A 20,254-nucleotide genomic window follows, 5' to 3' on the forward strand; every position below is an offset into this window, starting at 1 on the left:
GATGGTTGCGGAATTCAGTTTGTTGCCCGATTACGCGGAGTTGTTCTGCCGCTCGAACTTCTCGTTCCTGCATGGCGCGTCGCATGCGGAGGAACTGGTCGAGCGCGCGGTGGAACTCGGCTATCGAGGGATCGCGATCACCGACGAATGCTCGCTCGCCGGCGCACCGCGCATGCATGTCGCGGCAAAAGCGCAAGGGCTGCCGCTCGTCATCGGTTCGTATTTCGACGTCACGCCGGATGAGGTCGCACCGGGCCACGATCCGGGCCCCGGTGCGTTCGGGCTCGTGTTGCTTGCGCAGAACCGCGAAGGCTACGGCAACCTGTCCGAGCTGATTTCATGGCGGCGGATGGAGGCGCCGAAGGGAACCTACCGGCTGACGTCGAGAATGTTGTCGAGGCCGCCCGAGGCTTTCGCTCATCTGCGCGGCATGCCCGACTGTTTCGCGATTCTCGTGCCCGCGTATCCGGTGCGTGCGGAGGTACTCGATGCGCAGGTCGCATGGTTTCGCGCGACCTTCGGCGAGCGTGCGCGGCTCGGGCTCGTGCAGTTGCAGCGCGCGCTGGACGGCCCGCAGCGCGACGAGATTCGGGACGCAGGCGAGCGGCGCGGCGTACCTGTCGTCGCGCTCGGCGACGTGACGATGCATCGGCGTTCATGCAAGCCGCTGCAGGACGTGATGACGGCGATCCGCGTCGGGATGCCGGTGTCGGAATGCGGCTATGCGCTCGCGCCGAATGCGGAGCAGCATCTGCGCGCACGCGGGCGGATTGCGAAGCTGTTTGCGCCGGACGAGATCGCGGAGACCTGCGCGATCCTCGATGCATGCGATTTCGAACTCGACTCGCTGCGCTACGAGTATCCGGACGAGATCGTGCCTGAAGGTCATACGCCGACGAGCTATCTGGAACAGGAAACCCTGGCGGGCGCGCGCCGTCGCTATGCCGGGGAGCCGCCGGCTCATGTCATGGAGCGGATCGGCTACGAGTTGACGCTGATCGCGAAGCTGAGCTACGAACCGTTCTTCCTGACGGTGTACGACATCGTCAAGTTCGCGCGTAGCCAGAACATCCTGTGCCAGGGACGCGGCTCTGCGGCGAACTCGGTCGTCTGCTATTGCCTCGGCATCACCGAAGTCGATCCCGACCAGAGCACGATGCTGTTCGAGCGCTTCATCAGCGAGAAACGTGGCGAGCCGCCCGATATCGACGTCGACTTCGAGCATCAGCGCCGGGAGGAAGTCATTCAGCATATCTACGAAAAATACGGCAAGCATCGCGCCGCGCTCGCGGCGGCCGTTTCGACGTATCGCCCGCGCGGCGTGCTGCGGGAAATCGGCAAGGCGCTCGGCGTCGATCCGATGCTGGTCGATCGCGTTGCGAAGGGGCATCGCTGGTTCGACGGCAGCCGCGACCTGCTGCAGCAATTCGCGTCGACCGGGCTCGATCCGGCCACGCCGATCATTCGCGCATGGGCCGAACTCGCGGGGCGCTTGCTCAACTTTCCGCGCCACCTGTCGCAGCATTCGGGCGGCTTCGTGATCAGTCGCGGCAAGCTCACGCGGCTCGTACCGGTAGAAAACGCGGCGATGGACGGGCGGCGCGTCATTCAGTGGGACAAGGATGATCTCGAATCGCTCAAGCTGATGAAGGTCGATGTGCTCGCGCTCGGCATGCTGTCGGCGCTGCATCGCGCGTTCGACATGCGCACCGCATGGCGCGGGCCAGAGCAGGACGGCGAGCCATTCACGCTGAAGCATATTCCGCAGGATGACGAAGCAACCTACGACATGATCTGCCGCGCCGATACGGTCGGCGTGTTCCAGATCGAATCGCGTGCGCAGATGTCGATGCTGCCGCGGCTGAAGCCGCGCAACTACTACGACCTCGTCGTGCAGGTGTCGATCGTGCGGCCGGGGCCGATCCAGGGCGGCGCCGTGCATCCGTATCTGAAGCGGCGCAGGATCGTGGCCGGCGAAGAGGAGGGGGAAGTCACGTATCCGAGCGAGGCGCTCAAGGAAGTGCTCGTTCGCACGCTCGGCGTGCCGATCTTCCAGGAGCAGGTGATGCAGATCGCGATGGTCGCGGCCGGATTCACGCCAGGCGAGGCCGACCAGTTGCGTCGCGCGATGGCGGCGTGGAAGCGCAGGGGCGATCTCGGCCCGTATCACGACAAGATCGTCGACGGCATGCTCGAACGCGGCTACACGCGCGAATTCGCCGAGCAGATCTTCGAGCAGATCAAGGGCTTCGGCGAATACGGCTTCCCCGAGAGCCACGCGGCCAGCTTCGCGAAACTCGCGTACGCGAGCAGCTGGCTCAAATGCCACGAACCCGCGATCTTCGTCGCGTCGCTGCTGAACAGCCAGCCGATGGGGTTCTACGCGCCCGCGCAGCTCGTGCAGGACGCGAAGCGCCACGGCGTGAAGGTGTTTCCGGCCGACGTCACGCGCAGCGGCTGGGAAGCGTCGCTCGAAGCGCTGCCCGGCCAGCCGCCGCCGCACGGCCAGCCCGCGGTGCGGCTCGGCCTGTCGCTCGTGCGCGGTCTCGGCGAGGCCGCCGCGCGGCGCATCGAGGCCGCGCGCGCGGCCGGCCCGTTCGAGAACGTCGACGCGCTCGCGCGCCGTGCGCAGCTCGAACGGCGCGATCTCGAAGCGCTCGCCGCCGCGAACGCGCTCGCGACGCTCGCCGGCCATCGCCGCGATGCATTATGGCAAGCCGTCGCCGCGGCCCCCGAACGCGACCTGCTCGCCGCCGCGCCGATCGACGAAACGGAGCAGCCCGTGCTCGGCGCGCCGTCGGAAGCCGACGACATCCTCGCCGACTATCACACCACCGGCCTCACGCTGAACCGCCACCCGGTCGCGCTGCTGCGGCCCGCGTTGCGCGCGCAGCGGCTGTCGTCCGCGGCCGAGTTGCGCGACCGTCCCGACGGCCGGCTCGCGCGCGCGTGCGGGCTCGTGATCGCGCGGCAGATGCCGGGCACCGCGAAGGGCGTGATGTTCATGACGCTCGAGGACGAGACGGGCTGCGTGAACGTGATCGTGCGGCCCGAACTGCTCGCGCGGCAGCGCCGCGAAACGCTCGATTCGCGGCTGCTCGCGGCGTCGGGCGTGTGGCAGGTCGTCAGCGACGTGCGGCACCTCGTCGCGCAGCATTTCGAGGACCTGACGCCGCTGCTCGGCGGCCTGCGCACGTCGAGCCGCGAGTTCCACTGACGCGGCGCGCCGGCACGCCGCCGGATGCATACCAGTCGGCCGAACTGGTTCTATTCAGGTATCGTTTTCAGCGCCCCAAACCCGTCAAATCCGGCACCGGAACTGTCCCCTTGGATACCAATCCGGGTAAATCCCTATCCTGCATCATGTTGTAAACAAAGGTTTTCCCGCTACTAAACCGCTTGCCTGGCAAGGCTTCCGGCGATTTTCACCTCTCTAATACCAGTTCGTTGACTGGTATTATGGTGGTTATATAATGCGTTCACTTTCGACGGTCCGAGATCGTCGTCCGACACCCGGAGGCACATGGAAACCGGCTGGTCCGAACTGGCGCCCGATCCCCTCGACGACACGCCGCTGTATCTGCAGCTCGCCCGCAACCTGGCGCGCGCGATTCACGCCGGCGCGTGGCGCGCCGGCGAGGCGCTGCCGTCGGAGCGGCTGCTGTCGGGGTCGGTCGGCGTGTCGCGGATCACGGCCCGCCGTGCGCTCGCGCTGCTGGTGGAGCAGGGGCTGATCAAGCGGGCGCGCGGGGCGGGCAGCTTCATCACGCCGCGCGTCGCCGATCCGCTGTCGCGTCTCGTTGGCTTCACCGCGAAGATGCAGCAGCGCGGTTTCGTGCCCGATTCGGTGTGGCTGTCGCGCACGCTGCGCGCCGCGCGCCGCGACGAGATCACGCGTCTCGGCCTCGCGCCGGGCGCGACGGTCGCGCGGCTGGAGCGGTTGCGCCGCGCGGACGGCATCGTGATGGCCGTCGAGCATTCGACGCTGCCGGCCGCGGTGGTGCCGGATCCGCAGGCACTCGGCGCGTCGCTGTACGAATACCTCGACGCCCGCGGGATGACCGTCGTGCGCGCGCTGCAGCACTTTCGCGCGTCGAACGCGACGCACGACATCGCGAAGTGGATGGCGGTGAAGCCGGGCTCGGCCCTGCTCGTGATCACGCGCATCGGCTACGGCGTCGACCAGCGCGCGATCGAAGTGACCGAAACGTATTGCCGCGACGACTATTACGACTTCGTCGCCGAACTGAAACGCTGACGCGCGAGACTGCCCGCGCGCCACGTGCAACGAAGCACAACGCATTTGCAAATCGCGACGCGGATGTCCGCGTCACCAGATCATCAAGAGAAACGTCATGCTGACTGGAAACATCCTCACCCCCGACGGCTGGATTCACGGCTCGCTCGACAGCGAGAACGGCCGCATCACCACGCTCGACGGCACGCCCGCCGATCCCGCGAAGAACGACGCGCCGTACATCCTGCCCGGCTTCATCGACCTGCACGTGCACGGCGGCGGCGGCGCCGACGTGATGGAAGGCGGCGACGCGATCGAGACGATCGCGCGCACGCACGCGCAGTTCGGCACGACGAGCCTGCTCGCGACGACGATGACCGCGCCGCGCGACGAACTGATGCAGGTCGTCGCGAACCTCGGCACCGTCGCCCGCACCCGCACGCAGGGTGGCGCGCGCGTACTCGGCGTGCACCTCGAAGGGCCGTACATCAACCCCGGCAAGCTCGGCGCGCAGCCGGACGCGGCCGTGTCGGCCGTGCTCGACGAAGTGCTGAAGTACCTGTCGATCGCGCCGATCCGCGTCGTCACGCTCGCGCCGGAGATCGCCGGCCACATCGAGATCATCGGCGAGATGGCCGCGCGCGGCGTGCGCGTGCAGCTCGGCCACTCGCTCGCGACCTACGACGACGCCGTCGCCGCGCTCAAGCACGGCGCGTGTGGTTTCACGCACCTGTTCAACGCGATGTCGCCGCTGCATCACCGCAATCCGGGCCTCGTCGGCGCCGCGCTCGCGCATGCCGAGTACGCGGAAATCATTCCCGACCTGCTGCACGTGCATCCGGGCGCGATTCGCGCGGCGCTGCGCGCGATTCCGCGCCTGTACGTCGTGACCGACAGCACGTCCGCCACCGGCATGCCCGACGGCGAATACCGGCTCGGCAGCCAGCACGTGACGAAGTGCCTCGGCGGCGTGCGGCTCGCCGACGGCACGCTCGCCGGCTCCACGCTCACGATGGACCAGGCGCTGCGCAACCTCGTGTCGCTCGGCCTGCCGATCGCCGACGTGTCGAACCGGATGTCGCGCTATGCGGCCGACTACCTCGGCGTCGCCGATCGCGGCCGCCTCGAGCGCGGCGCATGGGCCGACCTCGTCGTGTTCGATCGCGACCTGAACCTCACCGCGACCTACGTCGAAGGAGAATCGATTGTCGAATATGCTTAAGGAAGCGCGCGAGTCCGCCCAGGTCGTCGCCGCGCAACTCGCCGACACGACGCGCGTCGAAACGCTCGCCGCGCAGCTGCTCGATCACCCGCCGGCCGTCGCGCTGACGGTCGCGCGCGGCAGCTCGGATCACGCCGCGAGTTATTTCGCGAGCCTGACGATGAGCCGCCTCGGCGTGCCGGTCGCGTCGCTGCCGATGTCGGTCGCGACGCTGCAGCAGGCGCCGCTGAAGGTGCAGGACCAGCTCGCGCTCGCATTCTCCCAGTCGGGCAAGAGTCCCGATCTCGTCAACACGATGGCCGCGCTGCGCGAAGCCGGCGCGCGCACCGTCGCCGCCGTCAACGTGCTGCCGTCGCCGCTCGCCGACGCGTGCGAGCACCAGCTGCCGCTCTTGGCCGGCCCCGAACTGTCGGTCGCCGCGACCAAGAGCTACATCGCGATGCTGTCGCTGTCCGCGCAGATCGTCGCGTACTGGCAGCGCGACGCCGCGCTGATGACGGCGTTGCGCGGCCTGCCCGACGTGCTCGCGCAGGCCGGCCGGCTCGACTGGTCGCCGGCCGTCGCCGCGCTCGCGGGCGTCGAGCGGATGATCGTGATCGGCCGCGGCCTCGGGCTTGCGATCGCGCAGGAAGCCGCGCTGAAGCTGAAGGAAACCTCCGGCATCCAGGCCGAGGCGTTCTCGAGCGCCGAAGTCCGTCACGGCCCGATGGAGCTGATCGACCGCGACTATCCGCTGCTCGTGTTCGCGCCGCCGGGGCCCGAGCAGGCCGGGCTGCTGCAGCTCGCGCAGGACATGCGCGCACGCGGCGCCGCCGTGCTGCTCGCGGCGCCCGCCGGCACGCCCGGCGCGACCTTGCCGCTCGCGCAGTCCGCCCATTCGGCGCTCGACCCGATCGCCGCCATTCTTTCGTTCTACGTGATGGCGGCGGATCTCGCCGTCGCGCGCGGCCGCAATCCCGACACGCCGCGCCACCTGAACAAAGTCACCGAAACGCACTGATAGCCGAGACAGCCGATGAGACGCGCCGAGGAGTCCCAGTTGAAGAGTTCCACCCATGATCAGATCGTCCTGCTCAGCCCCTTGACCGGGCCGATCGTCGCGCTGGCCGATGTGCCCGATCCGGTGTTCTCCGGCGGGATGTTCGGCGACGGCATCGGCATCGACCCGCTCGCGGGCCAGCTCGTCGCGCCGTGCGCCGGCGTCGTGTCGCATCTCGCGCGCACCGGCCATGCGGTGACGATCACGACGCCGCAAGGCGCGGAAGTGCTGCTGCACATCGGCATCGACACCGTCGAGCTGAACGGGCAGGGCTTCACCGCACACGTCGAAGCCGGCGCACGCGTCGACGCGGGCGACCTGCTGATCGAGTTCGACCAGGACGCGGTCGCGCGCAGCGCGCATTCGCTGGTTTCGGTGATCGCGATCGCGAACTCCGACGCGTTCGACGTCGTCGAGCGCGCGAGCGGTTTCGCGACGGCCGGCGAGACGCCGCTCCTGACGCTGCGCGGCAAGGGCGAAGCGGCCGCGCAGGCGGCGCAGGCCGGCGCCGCGGCGATGAACGAAGTGCGTCGCGAACTCGTGCTGACGCAGCCGGGCGGCCTGCATGCCCGCCCGGCCGCACGCGCACGTGAGTCCGTGCGCGGCTTCGACGCGACGGTCGACGTGCAGTTCGACGGCCGCAAGGCGTCGATCGCGAGCGTCGTGGGCCTGCTCGCCCTCGGTGCCGGCGAAGGCGCGACGATCGAGCTGATCGGCCGCGGCGCGCACGCGCAGCAGGCCGTCGACGCGGTCGAGCACGAGCTGCTGCGCGAAGCGCACGGCGAAGTCGAGGAGAAGCCGGCGCGGCTGCGTTCGCCCGCACCGCAGCCGATCGTGCACGACACCGGCGCGACACTCGATCCGAACACGCTCGCGGGCGTGTGCGCGGCGCCCGGCATCGCGGTCGGCACGCTGGTGCGTCTCGACGATGCGGAGATCGTGCCGCCCGAACAGGCAACCGGTACGCCGGCATCGGAAAGCCGCCGGCTCGACCAGGCGCTGACGGCGGTCGACGCCGAACTCGACGAAACGGTGCGCAACGCATCGGCGCGCGGCGCGGTCGGCGAGGCGGGGATCTTCGCGGTGCATCGCGTGCTGCTCGAAGACCCGACGCTGGTCGACGCGGCGCGCGACCAGATCAGCCTCGGCAAGAGCGCGGGCTTCGCGTGGCGCGCGACGATCCGCGCGCAGATCGACACGCTGTCGAAGCTCGACGATGCGCTGCTCGCCGAGCGCGCGGCCGACCTGCGCGACATCGAGAAGCGCGTGCTGCGCGCGCTCGGCCACACGAGCGGCGCGACCCGCACGCTGCCCGCCGAGGCCGTGCTCGCCGCCGAGGAATTCACGCCGTCGGACCTGTCGTCGCTCGATCGCCAGCGCGTGACCGCGCTCGTGATGGCGCGCGGCGGCGCGACGTCGCATGCGGCGATCATCGCGCGCCAGCTCGGCATTCCGGCGCTCGTCGCGGTCGGCGACGCGCTGTATGCGATTCCCGACGGCACGCAGGTCGTCGTCGATGCGAGCGCGGGCCGTCTCGAACACGCACCGACCGCACTCGACGTCGAACGCGCGCGCCACGAGCGCCAGCGCCTGGACGGCGTGCGCGAAGCGAACCGGAAGCTGGCCGGCGCCGCCGCCGCGACGGTCGACGGCCGCGCGATCGAGGTCGCCGCGAACATCGCGACGCTCGACGACGCGAACACCGCGGTCGACAACGGCGCGGACGCGGTCGGCCTGCTGCGCACCGAGCTGATGTTCATCCATCGCCAGGCCGCGCCGAGCGTCGTCGAGCACCAGCAGAGCTACCAGTCGATCGTCGATGCGCTGCAGGGCCGCACGGCGATCATCCGCACGCTCGACGTCGGCGCCGACAAGGAAGTCGACTACCTGACGCTGCCGCCCGAGCCGAACCCGGCGCTCGGCCTGCGCGGCATCCGCCTCGCACAGGTGCGCCCCGATCTGCTCGACGATCAGCTGCAGGGCCTGCTCGCGGTGAAGCCGTTCGGCGCGGTGCGCATCCTGCTGCCGATGGTGACGGATGCCGGGGAACTCGTGCGGCTGCGCCAGCGCATCGACGAATTCGCGCGGGCGCAGGGCCGCACCGAGCCGATCGAGGTCGGCGTGATGATCGAGGTGCCGTCGGCGGCGCTGCTCGCCGACCAGCTCGCGCAGCACGCGGATTTCCTGTCGATCGGCACCAACGACCTGACGCAGTACACGCTCGCGATGGACCGCTGCCAGGCCGATCTGGCCGCGCAGTCCGACGGCCTGCATCCGGCCGTGCTGCGCCTGATCGACATCGCGGTGCGCGGTGCCGCGAAGCACGGCAAGTGGGTCGGCGTGTGCGGCGCGCTGGGCGGCGATCCGCTCGCGGTGCCGATCCTCGTCGGCCTCGGCGTGACCGAACTGTCGGTCGACCCGGTGTCGGTGCCGGGCATCAAGGCGCGCGTGCGCCGTCTCGATTACCAGCTGTGTCGCCAGCGTGCGCAGGATCTGCTCGCACTCGACTCGGCACAGGCGGTAAGGGCAGCAAGCCGCGAGGTCTGGCCGCTCGACTGAACGTCGACGGCGGGCGCGCGACCCGTTTCACTACGCAAGCAATTAGGTCAACGACGCTTAATGACGAGACATGGATTGGAGGATTGAATGGACGGGAATCCGTTTCTGAAGATACAGGGCCTGGGCCGGGCGCTGATGCTGCCGATCGCGGTGTTGCCGGTCGCCGGCATCCTGCTGCGGCTCGGGCAGCCGGACGTGTTCAACATCAAGATGATCGCCGACGCCGGCGGCGCGATCTTCGACAACCTGCCGCTCCTGTTCGCGATCGGCGTGGCGGTCGGTTTCGCGAAGGACAACAACGGAGTGGCGGCACTCGCGGGCGCGATCGGCTACCTGATCGAAACCGCGATCATGAAGGACATCGATCCCAAGCTGAACATGGGCGTACTGTCCGGGATCATCGCGGGTGTCGTTGCGGGCTTGCTGTACAACCGCTACAAGGACATCAAGCTGCCCGACTACCTCGCGTTCTTTGGCGGCAAGCGGTTCGTGCCGATCATCACCGGGCTCGTGTGCGTGGTACTCGGCATCGTGTTCGGATACGTGTGGCAGCCGGTCCAGCATCTGATCGACGCGGCCGGCCAGTGGCTGACGACGGCGGGCGCGATCGGTGCGTTCGTGTTCGGCTTCCTGAACCGCCTGCTGCTCGTCACGGGCCTGCACCACATCATCAACTCGCTCGCGTGGTTCGTGTTCGGCAACTTCACGCCGCCGCCCGGCGGCGAGCTCGTGCACGGCGACCTGCACCGCTTCTTCGCGGGCGATCCGACCGCGGGCACCTTCATGGCCGGCTTTTTCCCGATCATGATGTTCGGCCTGCCGGCCGCGTGTCTCGCGATGCTGCACGAAGCGCCGAAGGAGCGCCGCGCGATGGTCGGCGGCCTGCTGTTCTCGATGGCGCTCACGTCGTTCCTGACCGGCGTGACCGAGCCGATCGAATTCAGCTTCATGTTCCTCGCGCCGGTGCTGTACGTGATCCACGCGGTGCTCACCGGGCTGTCGCTCGCGATCTGCCAGGTCCTCGGCGTGAAGCTCGGCTTCACGTTCTCGGCCGGCGCGATCGACTACGTGCTGAACTACGGGCTGTCGACGAAGGGCTGGATCGCGGTGCCGCTCGGCATTGCATACGGCGTCGCGTACTACGGGCTGTTCCGTTTCTTCATCCGCAAGTTCAACATGGCGACGCCCGGTCGCGAGCCGGCCTCGGCCGACTCGGCAACCGAGTCGTTCGCATCGGGCGGCTTCGTCGCACCGGCGGCCGGTGCCGCGGCGGCAGCGCCGCGTGCGCAGCGCTACATCGCCGCGCTCGGCGGCGCGGGCAACCTGACGGTCGTCGACGCCTGCACGACGCGCCTGCGCCTGAGCGTCGTCGATCCGGAGAAGGTGTCGGAGCCGGAACTGAAGTCGATCGGCGCGCGCGGCGTGCTCAAGCGCGGCGGCAACAGCGTGCAGGTGATCATCGGGCCGGAGGCGGACATCATCGCCGACGAGATGCGTTCGGCGATCGGCAGCGGTGCGGCCGGTGCCGCGGCGGCGGCCCCGGTCGCGGCCGCGCAGCCGGTCACGGGCGCGGCGGCCGGTCCGCTCGATCCCGATCCGCTGCGTTGGCTTGCGGTGTTCGGCGGCGCGACCAACGTCGCATCGCTCGATGCGATCGCGACCACGCGCCTGCGCGTCGTCGTGCGCGATGCAGCGGCGGTCGATCGCGATCGGCTCGGCGCGCTCGATGTCGCATGGGTGACGCCGGACACGTTCCATATCGTCTGCGGCAACGCGGCGGCGCGCTATGCGGAACAGATCGGCGCCCGCCTGACGTCGACGGGCGGTGGTGCGGCCGTGCAACCGGCATGATGCGATGAGACCGACCCGATCCGCGTCGCGGATGCGGGCCGCCGGTCGGTAAAACGAAAACGGCTTGCGACGCGTGTGTCGCAAGCCGTTTTTCATTGGTGGCGCGCGGTTGCGATGCGTGCATTGGCATCGACGTGCCGCGCGTGCCGAACGAATGACCCGGACGAAAAAAACCTCGCACGTAGCGAGGTTCCGTTCCCGATGGCGCGCGGCGGGGCGATCAACCGCCGCCGCATATGAGCGGTCAGTCGCGGCGTGCGCGCACCGGCGCTTCCTGCGGCTTCTGCCGCGCTTCGAGCCACATCGCGTTGACGATGCCGAACGACAGCGCGACGCCGATACCGAGAATCCAGCTGAAGTACCACATGATCCGACTCCTTGCGAAACGGTGGGCGAGGGCGCGTGCGCGCCCCGGCCGGGTTCAATACATCGAGTGCTTGTTCTCTTCGAGCGACTGGTGCGTGACCTTGCCGCGCATCACGCGATACACCCAGCTCGTATAAAGCAGGACGATCGGCAGGAACACGATCACTGCGAACAGCATCACCTGCAGCGTCATGTGGCTCGACGTCGAATCCCACACGGTCAGGCTGCTGCGCGGGTCGAGCGACGACGGCATGATGAACGGGAACATCGAGAAACCCGCGGTCAGGATCACGCCGGCGATCATCAGGCCGGTGCAGAAGAACGCCGTCTTTTCCTGCTTCGAGCCGGCGAGCAGCAGCGCGAGCAGGCCGCCCGCGATCCCGACGACCGGCGCCGCAATCATCCACGGATACTCGCCGTAATTCGCGAGCCACAGGCCCGAGCCGGCCGCCACGTCCTTCAGCAGCGGGTTCGCGACCGTGTCGGTCGGCGCGGCGTGCGTGATGTGGAAGCCGCCGATGGTCGACGCGATCAGCACGCCGGCCAGCACGAACAGCACGACCGCGACGAGCGCCGACACCCGCAGCGCGATCGACGCGCGGCGTGCGATCACGCCGTCGGTCTTCATCTTGATGAATGCCGCGCCGTGCGCGATCAGCATCGTGAGGCTGACGAGTCCGCAGAGCAGCGCGAACGGGTTCAGCAGCGCCCAGAAGCCGCCGTAGTAGGTGACGCGCAGGTCGCTGTCGAACTTGAACGGCACGCCCTGCAGCAGGTTGCCGAACGCGACGCCGAACACCAGCGCCGGCACGAAACCGCCGACGAACAGGCCCCAGTCCCAGCCCGCGCGCCAGCGCGGGTCGGGCCGCTTGCTGCGATAGTCGAAGCCGACCGGCCGGAAGAACAGCGCGAACAGCACGAGCAGCATCGCGAAGTAGAAGCCGGAGAACGACGCGGCATAGACGAGCGGCCAGGCGGCGAACATCGCGCCGCCGGCCGTGATCAGCCACACCTGGTTGCCTTCCCACGTCGCGCCGACCGTGTTGACGATGATGCGGCGTTCCTCGTCGGTCTTGCCGAGGAACGGCAGCAGCGCGGTCGCGCCCATGTCGAAGCCGTCGGTGACGGCGAAGCCGATCAGCAGCACGCCGACGAGCAGCCACCAGATCAGCTTGAGAGTTGCATAGTCCATAGCGATTCCTTGTTCCGTTGCGGGGGCGTGCTCAAACCGCGGCACGCTCGCCGGCTGCGGCGAGTTCGTGGTGATAGCGGCCGGTATGCAGCGACGACGGGCCGAGGCGCGCGTACTTGAACATCAGCTTGATCTCGATGACGAACAGTGCCGTGTAGAACGCGATGAAACCGGCGAGGCTCAGGTACAGGTCCGTCGACGTCAGGCTGGACGCGGACAGATGCGTCGGCAGGATGCCCGCGATCGTCCACGGCTGGCGACCGAGCTCGGCGACGACCCAGCCGAATTCCGCGGCGAGCCACGGCAGCGGGATCGCCCACACCGCATAGCGCAGGAACCATCGGCGGTTGTCCTGCAGCAGCTCGCGGCGCGCGCAGAACCAGAACGCGGCGACGAAGGTCGCGAGGAACAGGAAGCCGAGGAACACCATGATCCGGAACGAGAAGAACACGGGCGCGACCGGCGGAATGGTCTTCTTCGCGGCGGCCTTGATCTGCTCCGGCGTCGCGTCGATCACGTTCGGCGTGAACTGCTTGAGCATCAGCCCGTAGCCGAGATACTGCTTGTGCTGGTCGAACAATGCGCGGGTCGCGTCGCTCGTGTCGCCCTGCTCGATCTTCTGCAATGCGCCGTACGCGATCATCCCGCTCTGGATGTGCTCCTCGCTGCGCTTCGCGAGCTCGCGCAGGCCGATCACCGGTTCGTCGATCGAGCGCGTCGCGATCAGGCCGAGCGCGTACGGGATCTTGATCGCGTAGTCGGTGCGCTCTTCCTTCTGGTTCGGAATGCCGATCAGCGTGAACGACGCCGGCGCCGGCTGGGTTTCCCATTCCGATTCGATCGCGGCGAGCTTCATCTTCTGCACTTCGCCGGTCGTATAGCCCGACTCGTCGCCGAGCACGATCACGCAAAGCGTCGACGCGAGACCGAAGCCGGCCGCGACCGCGAACGAGCGCAGCGCGAAATCGGTGTCGCGCTTCTTCAGCAGATACCACGACGAGATGCCGAGCACGAACATCGCGGCCGTCACGTAGCCGGCCGACACGGTGTGCACGAACTTTACCTGCGCGACCGGGTTGAACAGCACGTCGAACAGGTTCGTCAACTCCATGCGCATCGTCTGGTAGTTGAACTCGGCGCCGACCGGGTTGTTCATCCAGCCGTTCGCGACGAGGATCCACAGCGCGGACAGGTTCGAGCCCAGTGCGACGAGGAACGTGACCATCAGGTGCTTGACCTTCGACAGGCGGTTCCAGCCGAAGAAGAACAGGCCGACGAACGTCGATTCGAGGAAGAACGCCATCAGGCCCTCGACCGCGAGCGGCACGCCGAAGATGTCGCCGACATAGTGCGAGTAGTACGACCAGTTCGTGCCGAACTGGAATTCGAGCGTGATGCCGGTCGTCACGCCCATCGCGAAGTTGATCCCGAACAACTTGCCCCAGAACTGCGTCATGTCCTTGTAGACCTGTTTGCCGGTCATCACGTAGACGGCTTCCATGATGACGAGCAGCCAGGACAGGCCGAGCGTCAGCGGCACGAACAGGAAGTGGTAGAGCGCCGTGATGCCGAACTGCAGACGCGACAGATCGACGACTTCGCTACTTATCATGGTGGTCTCCCTCGGTGGATGCAGGCGCCGGCACCGAGAGCAGCTTCTCGGCGACGACGGCAGGCGGCAGCGACATGTGCTCGGCCTGCGGATGATTGAAGAATGCGTATTTGAGCGACATCAGGAGGATCAGCTTGACGATCAGCACCAGCGTGATGTCGCGCATGAGGGTCGGCCCGCGCGCCCACGCGGCGATGCGTGCGCGCCAGCCGCAGCCTGTGGCCTGCGGGGGACGCGGCGCAGGCGCTTTATTGATCGAGATCAAGGTGATTATCCTGAATCGATTTACATCGGTTTTGGGGCGACTTTACGTCGGATTTATGACGGCAGTTAAGCTGTTTTAATCCTTTTGAGCCGACATGCCAATTTTAAAATGCCGGCTTTCCGATGCCGAGTGCTGCGATGCGGCAGACCGTCGCGAAGCGCGTGTCGAAACTTGAGGCAGATCAAGGTTATGCGGAAGGGGCCGGAATTCGCCCGATACCCGATCAACAAGGTCGATTAATCAGACACGATCGAGGCTAAAAACGACAGACGAAAAAAAACCGCTGCCGGGCGGGCAGCGGTTTTGGGTGAAGCGCTCTAAATCGCGGATTCAGGCGTATTCGGCAAGCGCGGTGCGCATCTTCTTCATGGCGCTCGCTTCGATCTGGCGGATGCGTTCCGCCGATACGCCGAACTCCGCCGCGAGATCGTGCAGCGTCGAGCCGCCCGAGCCGTCATCGTCGACGTTCAGCCAGCGCGCCTCGATGATCCGGCGGCTGCGTGCGTCGAGCGCCTCGAGCGCCTGCGCGATGCCGTCCGTCTGCAGCATGTCGCGCTGACGCGCGGCGAGCACGGCGGTCGGCTCGTTGTGCGAATCGGCCAGGTAGGCGATCGGCGCGTACGACTCCTCGCCGTCTTCCACTTGGCCCTCGAGGGCGATGTCGCCGCCCGACAGGCGCGTTTCCATTTCGGTCACGTCTTCGCGCTTGACGTTGAGCTCCTGCGCGAGGCCGTCGATTTCCTCGGGCGTCATCGCCTGCATGCTCTTCTTGTGGCTGCGCAGGTTGAAGAACAGCTTGCGCTGGGCCTTCGTCGTCGCGACCTTCACCATCCGCCAGTTGCGCAGGATGTACTCGTGGATCTCGGCCTTGATCCAGTGGATCGCGTACGACACCAGACGCACGTTTTGCGCCGGGTCGAAACGCTTCACCGCCTTCATCAGGCCGATGTTGCCTTCCTGGATCAGGTCGCCGTGCGGCAGGCCGTAGCCGAGATAGTTGCGCGCGATCGACACGACGAGCCGCAGGTGCGACAGCACGAGGCGGCGTGCCGAGTCGAGGTTGTTGTCTTCGCGGAATTCGGTCGCGTACTGGCGTTCTTCTTCGGCGCTCAGCAGCGGGATCCGGTTGACGGCCTGGATATACGCGTCGATGTTGCCAAGCTGGCCCGGCAACATCGATTGAGTCGCGAGCGCCAGCGAGCCTGCCGATTCGGCCTTGGCCGGCGTCGGGCTCAGGGTATTCGGAAGGGTCAGGGCGTGGCTCACTAAAAAACTCCTTTGGAATCAGGGACAAACCCCTGGTCTCGGATGAGATTCCGGGGCCCATCTTAGCACTCCCGTAATCCGAGTGCTAATTCCTTAGAGGGCACGGGGGCATCCAAGTTCCCGGTTTTCTATCGAACTTGTCGAGTCGATAGTCTAATTTGCGACCTGGCTGGCGGAGGGAAGTTCCGTAAGCCATTGTTTCTGATGGTAATCAGTAGACGGTTTCGATTTTTGTAGTTTTGGAAGCAAACAATTTCGCTTCGCGGTGCCGATCCGAAAAGTCCTTTACCATACCATTCAGTTCGCTCGGGCCCCGCCGCTGCGGCAAGGCTCCATTCAACCCACAAAGTTGGAGTGTCAGATGAACAATAAGAAGAATCGCCGGCCCCATAGTCGGCTTGCGCTGCACGCGCTGCTGGCGGCGTCGCTGCTGGGCGGATCGGGTGCCGCGTTCGCGGATCGATGGGGAATTCAGGCCGGCGGCGGGTTTTCCGATCGCCACGGGATCGACAAGGGCGATCTCGGCGTCGTGTGGGATCCGGGCTGGAACTGGTGGGAAATCGGCGGCTGGCACTTCGCGTTCGTGGTGGAAGGGCACGCCGGCTACTGGCATACGGGCGGCAATGTTCATGGCAGCATCGGCGAATTCGGCGCGCAGCCGATGTTCCGCTTCATCAAGAGCGCGGGCCAGGTGCGTCCGTTCATCGAGGCCGGTGCCGGCATCCGCTTCCTGACTTCCCCGACGATCTCCAACAATCTGTCGCTGGCGACGTCGTTCCAGTTCGTGGACGTCGCCGGCGTTGGCGCCCAGTTCGGAGAACGGCAACAGTATCAGGTCGGTTACCGTTTTCAACATGTGTCTAACGCGGGTATCAAAGAGCCGAATCCTGGTATAAATTTCCACCAGTTCTACGTGCAGTACAACTTCTGATCCGCACGCCGGCGCACGGCGGGCGCGTTGCCGAGGAGTCAGGCGATGGCGAAGGTGGTCGATGCGATTCGCGCGCTCGAGCGCGAACGGTTCCGGGCGATGGTCGACGGAGACGGCGAGGCGCTCGATGCGCAATTGTCGGACAAGGTGTTCTTCGTGCACACCAACGGCAAACGCGAAACCAAGCAGCAGTTCATCGACGCCATCGTCGCCGGCCGCCGCCGCTATCGCCAGATCGAAATCCAGTCGCAGGACCTGCTGCCCGTCGGCGACGCGACCTGCGTCGTCACCGGGCGCGCGTTGATCGAGATGGAAACGAACAACGGCGGGCTGGTGTTTCCGATCGCCTATACGGCCGTCCACACGCATGAGCAGGGCCACTGGCGCCTGCTCGCGTGGCAGGCGACGCGGTGCGCGACCGAGACATGAGCGCGCCTGGCGCTCCTTTTCATGTCCCGACCGAAGCGGCCTTCTGGGCCGCTTTTCATTGGCCCGTGCGGCGCGGATCGCGCGGCGCACGGGCGGTCACGCACCGCTCGCTGACGTTCGAACCCTGAAGCGAAACCTGCCGTCAGGCCGCCGCACGGCGGTCGGCGCAATGCCAGGCCGAGCGGTTGATCGCGCTGACGACCGCATCGAGCGCGGCGCTCGCGGCGTCGTCGTGCACCCCGACACCATGCCGCAGCGGCGCGTCGCCGACCCGGCAGCCGACCGATACCGCGATCCGGCCGTCCGTCGTGCGCGCGTGTTCGCACGAGGCGACGTCGATCGTCGCGCCGGCTGCCGTCGCGAAGGCCGCGGCCACGCGTTGCACGGCGTCTTCGGGCGTCGCATCGGCCGGCGGCGCGCTCGCGATGTCGCGGTTCTGCCAGCGCGCGCCGTTGCCGTGGCGCGCGGCCGGGCCGTCGGTCTCGAAGAATTCGCGTGCGAACAGCGCACAGATCGCGTCGCCGGTCACTTCCTCGCCGGATGCGTCGGCGAGCGTCTGCACCGCGTGGCTGAATTCGATCTGCACGCGGCGCGTCGGCGTGAAGCCCATCCCGCGTTCGAGCAGGAACGTCGCGCCGCCCTTGCCGGACTGGCTGTTCACGCGGATCACCGCGTCATAGCTGCGGCCGAGGTCGGCTGGGTCGATCGGCAGGTACGGCACTTCCCACACCGCGTCGGGGCGCTGCTGCGCGAAGCCCTTGCGGATCGCGTCCTGGTGCGAGCCGGAGAACGCGGTGAACACGAGGTCGCCCGCGTACGGATGGCGCGGATGCACCGGAATCTGGTTGCAGCGCTCGACCACGCGGCGCACCGCGTCGATGTCGGAGAAATCGAGGCCCGGGTCGATGCCCTGCGTATAGAGGTTCAGCGCGAGCGTGACGAGGTCGACGTTGCCGGTGCGCTCGCCGTTGCCGAACAGGCAGCCCTCGATGCGGTCGGCGCCCGCGAGCAGCGCGAGTTCGGCGGCGGCGACCGCGGTGCCGCGATCGTTGTGCGGATGCACGGACAGCACGATGCTGTCGCGATACGCGAGGTTGCGGTCCATCCACTCGATCTGGTCGGCGAACACGTTCGGGCTCGCGGCTTCGACGGTCGCCGGCAGGTTGACGATCATCTTGTGATCGCGGGTCGGACGCCACGCCTGCGCGACCGCGTCGCACACTTCGCGCGCAAACGTCAGCTCGGTCATGCTGAAGGTTTCAGGAGAGTACTGATAGGTCCAGTGCGTGTCCGGGCGAGCCGCCGCGTGTTCCTTGATGAGTCGCGTGCCCTCGACCGCGAGCGCCTTCACGTCGTCCTTCGACATCCCGAACACGATGCGCCGGAACGACGGGCAGATCGCGTTGTACAGGTGCACGATCGCGCGCGGCACGCCTTCGAGCGCGTCGAAGGTGCGCGCGATCAGGTCTTCGCGCGACTGCACGAGCACTTCGATCGTCACGTCGTCGGGGATCCGCTTCTCGTCGATCAGCTTGCGGACGAAATCGAAGTCGGTTTGCGACGCCGACGGAAAACCGACTTCGATCTCCTTGAAACCGATCGCGACCAGCATGTCGAAGAACTCCAGCTTCTGTTCGATGCTCATCGGCTCGATCAGCGACTGGTTGCCGTCGCGCAGGTCGGTGCTCATCCAGACCGGCGCACGCTCGATGGTGCGGGTCGGCCAGCGGCGGCCATTGATGCGGACGGGTTCGAACGGACGATACTTGTCTTGCGGGTTGCGCTTCATCTTCTGGACCTCGGGTCTCAAGTCGCGAGCGAAGACGGGCGGCATGGGCGACGGTAGGCGCTGCCTCGCACCGTGGCGCCGGAAACGCGCTGCGGATGCGGATGATCTTCGCGAATCGACCGACGGATAGACGGACGAATGCTGACGACTTCGGGTTGTAAAAACTGCGAGAAGGGTGCTGCGAGGAACTGCAGGGAGGGACCGTGCGGACAGCACACGGCGCTAAGACAGCCTTAGGCTAGTCGTAGCGATAGCGATAGCGACCGCGCTAGGCGGCCGGAGGTAATTCGGAGGGTGTTCGGAAAGGAACGCATGGCGACAACTCTATGCCAGGATGCGGGTGCGTGTCAAATGGTCGGTTGAAAGGCCGGCGCGACAGCACGCCGGCCCGGGATGCCGGTCACGGTGCGATCCGGGTGATCCGGGTAATCCGCACGATCGTGTCGACCTGCCGCGCAAGCGCGTCGGGCACCGGAACTTCGCCGCGCAGCACGGCGTCCGTCCACGCGGCCGTGGTCGCCGCGTCGCGCGATTCGGGCAGCGCGACGGGCGGTGCGTCGCTCGACGAGCGCTCGGGCTCGATCAGCGTGTCGCACACGCCGTCGTGCAGCCAGTCGACTTGCACCTGGCGCCGCGTGTCGGCCACCGCTTCGCCTTCGGTGCCGCGCGCGAGCAGCGCACCGCCGAGCGCGGCGTCCGGATGATCGCGGAACAGTTGTGCGAGGCTGTCGCGGTACGGCGGATGCGTGTAGTTGACGAGCCGCAGCCCGGCCGGTGCGAACGGCTGCAGGATCTTCACGAGCGTGTGCGTGGAGTTGCGCACGCCGAGCACGCCGCGCAGCGCCAGCAGACGCGCGATGCGCGGCGCCAGCGCGTCGATCGGCGCGAACGCGACGCGGCGCTCGGCGAGCATGTCCTCGATCGCGTCGTGCGACTTCGACGGCGCGATCGACAGCGCCGAGAAGATCTCCGCGCTCGTCACGCGGCCCGGATCGCGCTCGACGCCGTGCACGAGCACCGGCACGCCTTCGCGCGCGAGCAGCAGCGCGAGCAGCGGCACCAGGTTCGGCTGCTTGCGCGCGCCGTTGTAGCTCGGGATCGACACCGGGCGGAAGGCGGCGTCCTGCACGTGCACCGGTTCGAACGACGCCTGCGCGGCGGCGAGCATCGCGGACAGTTCGTCGGCGCTTTCGCCCTTCAGGCGATACGCGATCAGGATCGCGCCGAGTTCGACGTCCGACACGCGTGCATCGAGCATCGCGCGATAGAGCTCGAACGTGTCTTCGGCGGACAGCGCGCGTGCGCCGTTCGGGCCGCGGCCGATTTCCTTGATGAAGCGGGCGCAAGGGAACGGCGAGGCGGCGGAGTCGTGGGGAGCGGTCATCGGGGCGTGGGGCGGGCGGCCGGCATCGGGCCGCGCGGTGAGCGGTAAGGAATGCCCCGAGTATCGCATGGGCGCGGCTCGCCCAAGCGCGACTGCGCGTCACCGCCGCGCG

General features: G+C 67.4%; 15 protein-coding genes. 8 read left to right on the forward strand and 7 right to left on the reverse strand.

Annotation, left to right across the window (positions count from 1 at the left end):
* Position 1: 1 nt before the first annotated feature.
* From U4Z31_RS22605 to nagE, 6 genes are all read left to right on the forward strand, one after another.
* Positions 2 to 3,217, forward strand: a complete 3,216-nt coding sequence (locus tag U4Z31_RS22605) for an error-prone DNA polymerase (RefSeq protein ID WP_321811415.1) — start codon at positions 2 to 4, stop codon at positions 3,215 to 3,217.
* Positions 3,218 to 3,523: 306 nt separating this feature from the next.
* Complete coding sequence (locus U4Z31_RS22610) at positions 3,524 to 4,258, forward strand: GntR family transcriptional regulator (protein ID WP_321800738.1); 735 nt, start codon at positions 3,524 to 3,526, stop codon at positions 4,256 to 4,258.
* Positions 4,259 to 4,355: 97 nt separating this feature from the next.
* The gene (gene nagA / locus U4Z31_RS22615) at positions 4,356 to 5,459 is read left to right on the forward strand and encodes an N-acetylglucosamine-6-phosphate deacetylase (protein WP_321811416.1); all 1,104 of its coding nucleotides are present in this window, start codon (positions 4,356 to 4,358) and stop codon (positions 5,457 to 5,459) included.
* Positions 5,452 to 6,459 carry an SIS domain-containing protein gene (locus tag U4Z31_RS22620; RefSeq protein ID WP_124486632.1) on the forward strand — a complete coding sequence of 336 codons (1,008 nt, stop codon included), beginning with the start codon at positions 5,452 to 5,454 and terminating at the stop codon, positions 6,457 to 6,459. The genes nagA and U4Z31_RS22620 overlap by 8 nt, the downstream gene beginning before the upstream one ends.
* 15 nt (positions 6,460 to 6,474) lie before the next feature.
* Positions 6,475 to 9,057, forward strand: a complete 2,583-nt coding sequence (gene ptsP, locus U4Z31_RS22625) for a phosphoenolpyruvate--protein phosphotransferase (protein ID WP_321811417.1) — start codon at positions 6,475 to 6,477, stop codon at positions 9,055 to 9,057.
* Between the two features lie 87 nt (positions 9,058 to 9,144).
* Complete coding sequence (gene nagE, locus U4Z31_RS22630) at positions 9,145 to 10,908, forward strand: N-acetylglucosamine-specific PTS transporter subunit IIBC (protein ID WP_321811418.1); 1,764 nt, start codon at positions 9,145 to 9,147, stop codon at positions 10,906 to 10,908.
* 244 nt (positions 10,909 to 11,152) lie between these two features.
* On the opposite strand, the gene cydX is transcribed toward nagE, so the two are convergent.
* From cydX to rpoH, 5 genes are all read right to left on the reverse strand, one after another.
* Positions 11,153 to 11,275, reverse strand: coding sequence for a cytochrome bd-I oxidase subunit CydX (gene cydX / locus U4Z31_RS22635; RefSeq protein ID WP_006483737.1), 123 nt, complete (start codon positions 11,273 to 11,275; stop codon positions 11,153 to 11,155).
* 54 nt (positions 11,276 to 11,329) lie between these two features.
* Entirely contained in the window at positions 11,330 to 12,466 is a 1,137-nt protein-coding gene (gene cydB / locus U4Z31_RS22640) for a cytochrome d ubiquinol oxidase subunit II (RefSeq protein ID WP_321811419.1), read from the reverse strand.
* 31 nt (positions 12,467 to 12,497) lie between these two features.
* Positions 12,498 to 14,078, reverse strand: coding sequence for a cytochrome ubiquinol oxidase subunit I (locus tag U4Z31_RS22645; RefSeq protein ID WP_321811420.1), 1,581 nt, complete (start codon positions 14,076 to 14,078; stop codon positions 12,498 to 12,500).
* Positions 14,068 to 14,343: a cytochrome oxidase putative small subunit CydP gene (gene cydP, locus U4Z31_RS22650; protein WP_044847485.1), complete on the reverse strand. Its 276-nt coding sequence runs from the start codon at positions 14,341 to 14,343 to the stop codon at positions 14,068 to 14,070. The genes U4Z31_RS22645 and cydP overlap by 11 nt, the downstream gene beginning before the upstream one ends.
* 330 nt (positions 14,344 to 14,673) lie before the next feature.
* Positions 14,674 to 15,609, reverse strand: a complete 936-nt coding sequence (gene rpoH, locus U4Z31_RS22655; RefSeq protein ID WP_044847484.1) for an RNA polymerase sigma factor RpoH — start codon at positions 15,607 to 15,609, stop codon at positions 14,674 to 14,676.
* A gap of 361 nt (positions 15,610 to 15,970) precedes the next feature.
* On the opposite strand from rpoH, the gene U4Z31_RS22660 reads away from it, so the two are divergent.
* Together U4Z31_RS22660 and U4Z31_RS22665 are read left to right on the forward strand one after the other, a co-directional pair.
* Complete coding sequence (locus U4Z31_RS22660; protein ID WP_124520732.1) at positions 15,971 to 16,540, forward strand: acyloxyacyl hydrolase; 570 nt, start codon at positions 15,971 to 15,973, stop codon at positions 16,538 to 16,540.
* Between the two features lie 45 nt (positions 16,541 to 16,585).
* On the forward strand, positions 16,586 to 16,969 hold the full coding sequence (locus tag U4Z31_RS22665; protein WP_044847482.1) for a nuclear transport factor 2 family protein: 384 nt from the start codon (positions 16,586 to 16,588) through the stop codon (positions 16,967 to 16,969).
* A gap of 142 nt (positions 16,970 to 17,111) precedes the next feature.
* Here the strand turns inward: U4Z31_RS22665 and leuA are convergent, their stop codons facing one another.
* A complete protein-coding gene (gene leuA, locus U4Z31_RS22670; RefSeq protein WP_321811421.1) occupies positions 17,112 to 18,758 on the reverse strand; it encodes a 2-isopropylmalate synthase in 1,647 nt (548 codons plus the stop codon).
* A 400-nt stretch (positions 18,759 to 19,158) separates the two neighbouring features.
* A complete protein-coding gene (gene ybiB / locus U4Z31_RS22675; RefSeq protein WP_321811422.1) occupies positions 19,159 to 20,142 on the reverse strand; it encodes a DNA-binding protein YbiB in 984 nt (327 codons plus the stop codon).
* Between the last annotated feature and the right edge of the window lie 112 nt (positions 20,143 to 20,254).

The organism is Burkholderia sp. BCC1985 (assembly GCF_905339915.1).
GTDB lineage: Bacteria > Pseudomonadota > Gammaproteobacteria > Burkholderiales > Burkholderiaceae > Burkholderia.

What these genes read in the sequence shown, in the direction of transcription:
- U4Z31_RS22605 (WP_321811415.1), top strand. Translation starts at nt 2, where the DNA reads ATGGTTGCGGAATTCAGTTTGTTGCCCGATTACGCGGAGTTGTTCTGC.
- U4Z31_RS22610 (WP_321800738.1), top strand. Translation starts at nt 3,524, where the DNA reads ATGGAAACCGGCTGGTCCGAACTGGCGCCCGATCCCCTCGACGACACG.
- nagA (WP_321811416.1), top strand. Translation starts at nt 4,356, where the DNA reads ATGCTGACTGGAAACATCCTCACCCCCGACGGCTGGATTCACGGCTCG.
- U4Z31_RS22620 (WP_124486632.1), top strand. Translation starts at nt 5,452, where the DNA reads ATGCTTAAGGAAGCGCGCGAGTCCGCCCAGGTCGTCGCCGCGCAACTC.
- ptsP (WP_321811417.1), top strand. Translation starts at nt 6,475, where the DNA reads ATGAGACGCGCCGAGGAGTCCCAGTTGAAGAGTTCCACCCATGATCAG.
- nagE (WP_321811418.1), top strand. Translation starts at nt 9,145, where the DNA reads ATGGACGGGAATCCGTTTCTGAAGATACAGGGCCTGGGCCGGGCGCTG.
- cydX (WP_006483737.1), bottom strand. Translation starts at nt 11,275, where the DNA reads ATGTGGTACTTCAGCTGGATTCTCGGTATCGGCGTCGCGCTGTCGTTC.
- cydB (WP_321811419.1), bottom strand. Translation starts at nt 12,466, where the DNA reads ATGGACTATGCAACTCTCAAGCTGATCTGGTGGCTGCTCGTCGGCGTG.
- U4Z31_RS22645 (WP_321811420.1), bottom strand. Translation starts at nt 14,078, where the DNA reads ATGATAAGTAGCGAAGTCGTCGATCTGTCGCGTCTGCAGTTCGGCATC.
- U4Z31_RS22660 (WP_124520732.1), top strand. Translation starts at nt 15,971, where the DNA reads ATGAACAATAAGAAGAATCGCCGGCCCCATAGTCGGCTTGCGCTGCAC.
- U4Z31_RS22665 (WP_044847482.1), top strand. Translation starts at nt 16,586, where the DNA reads ATGGCGAAGGTGGTCGATGCGATTCGCGCGCTCGAGCGCGAACGGTTC.
- leuA (WP_321811421.1), bottom strand. Translation starts at nt 18,758, where the DNA reads ATGAAGCGCAACCCGCAAGACAAGTATCGTCCGTTCGAACCCGTCCGC.
- ybiB (WP_321811422.1), bottom strand. Translation starts at nt 20,142, where the DNA reads ATGACCGCTCCCCACGACTCCGCCGCCTCGCCGTTCCCTTGCGCCCGC.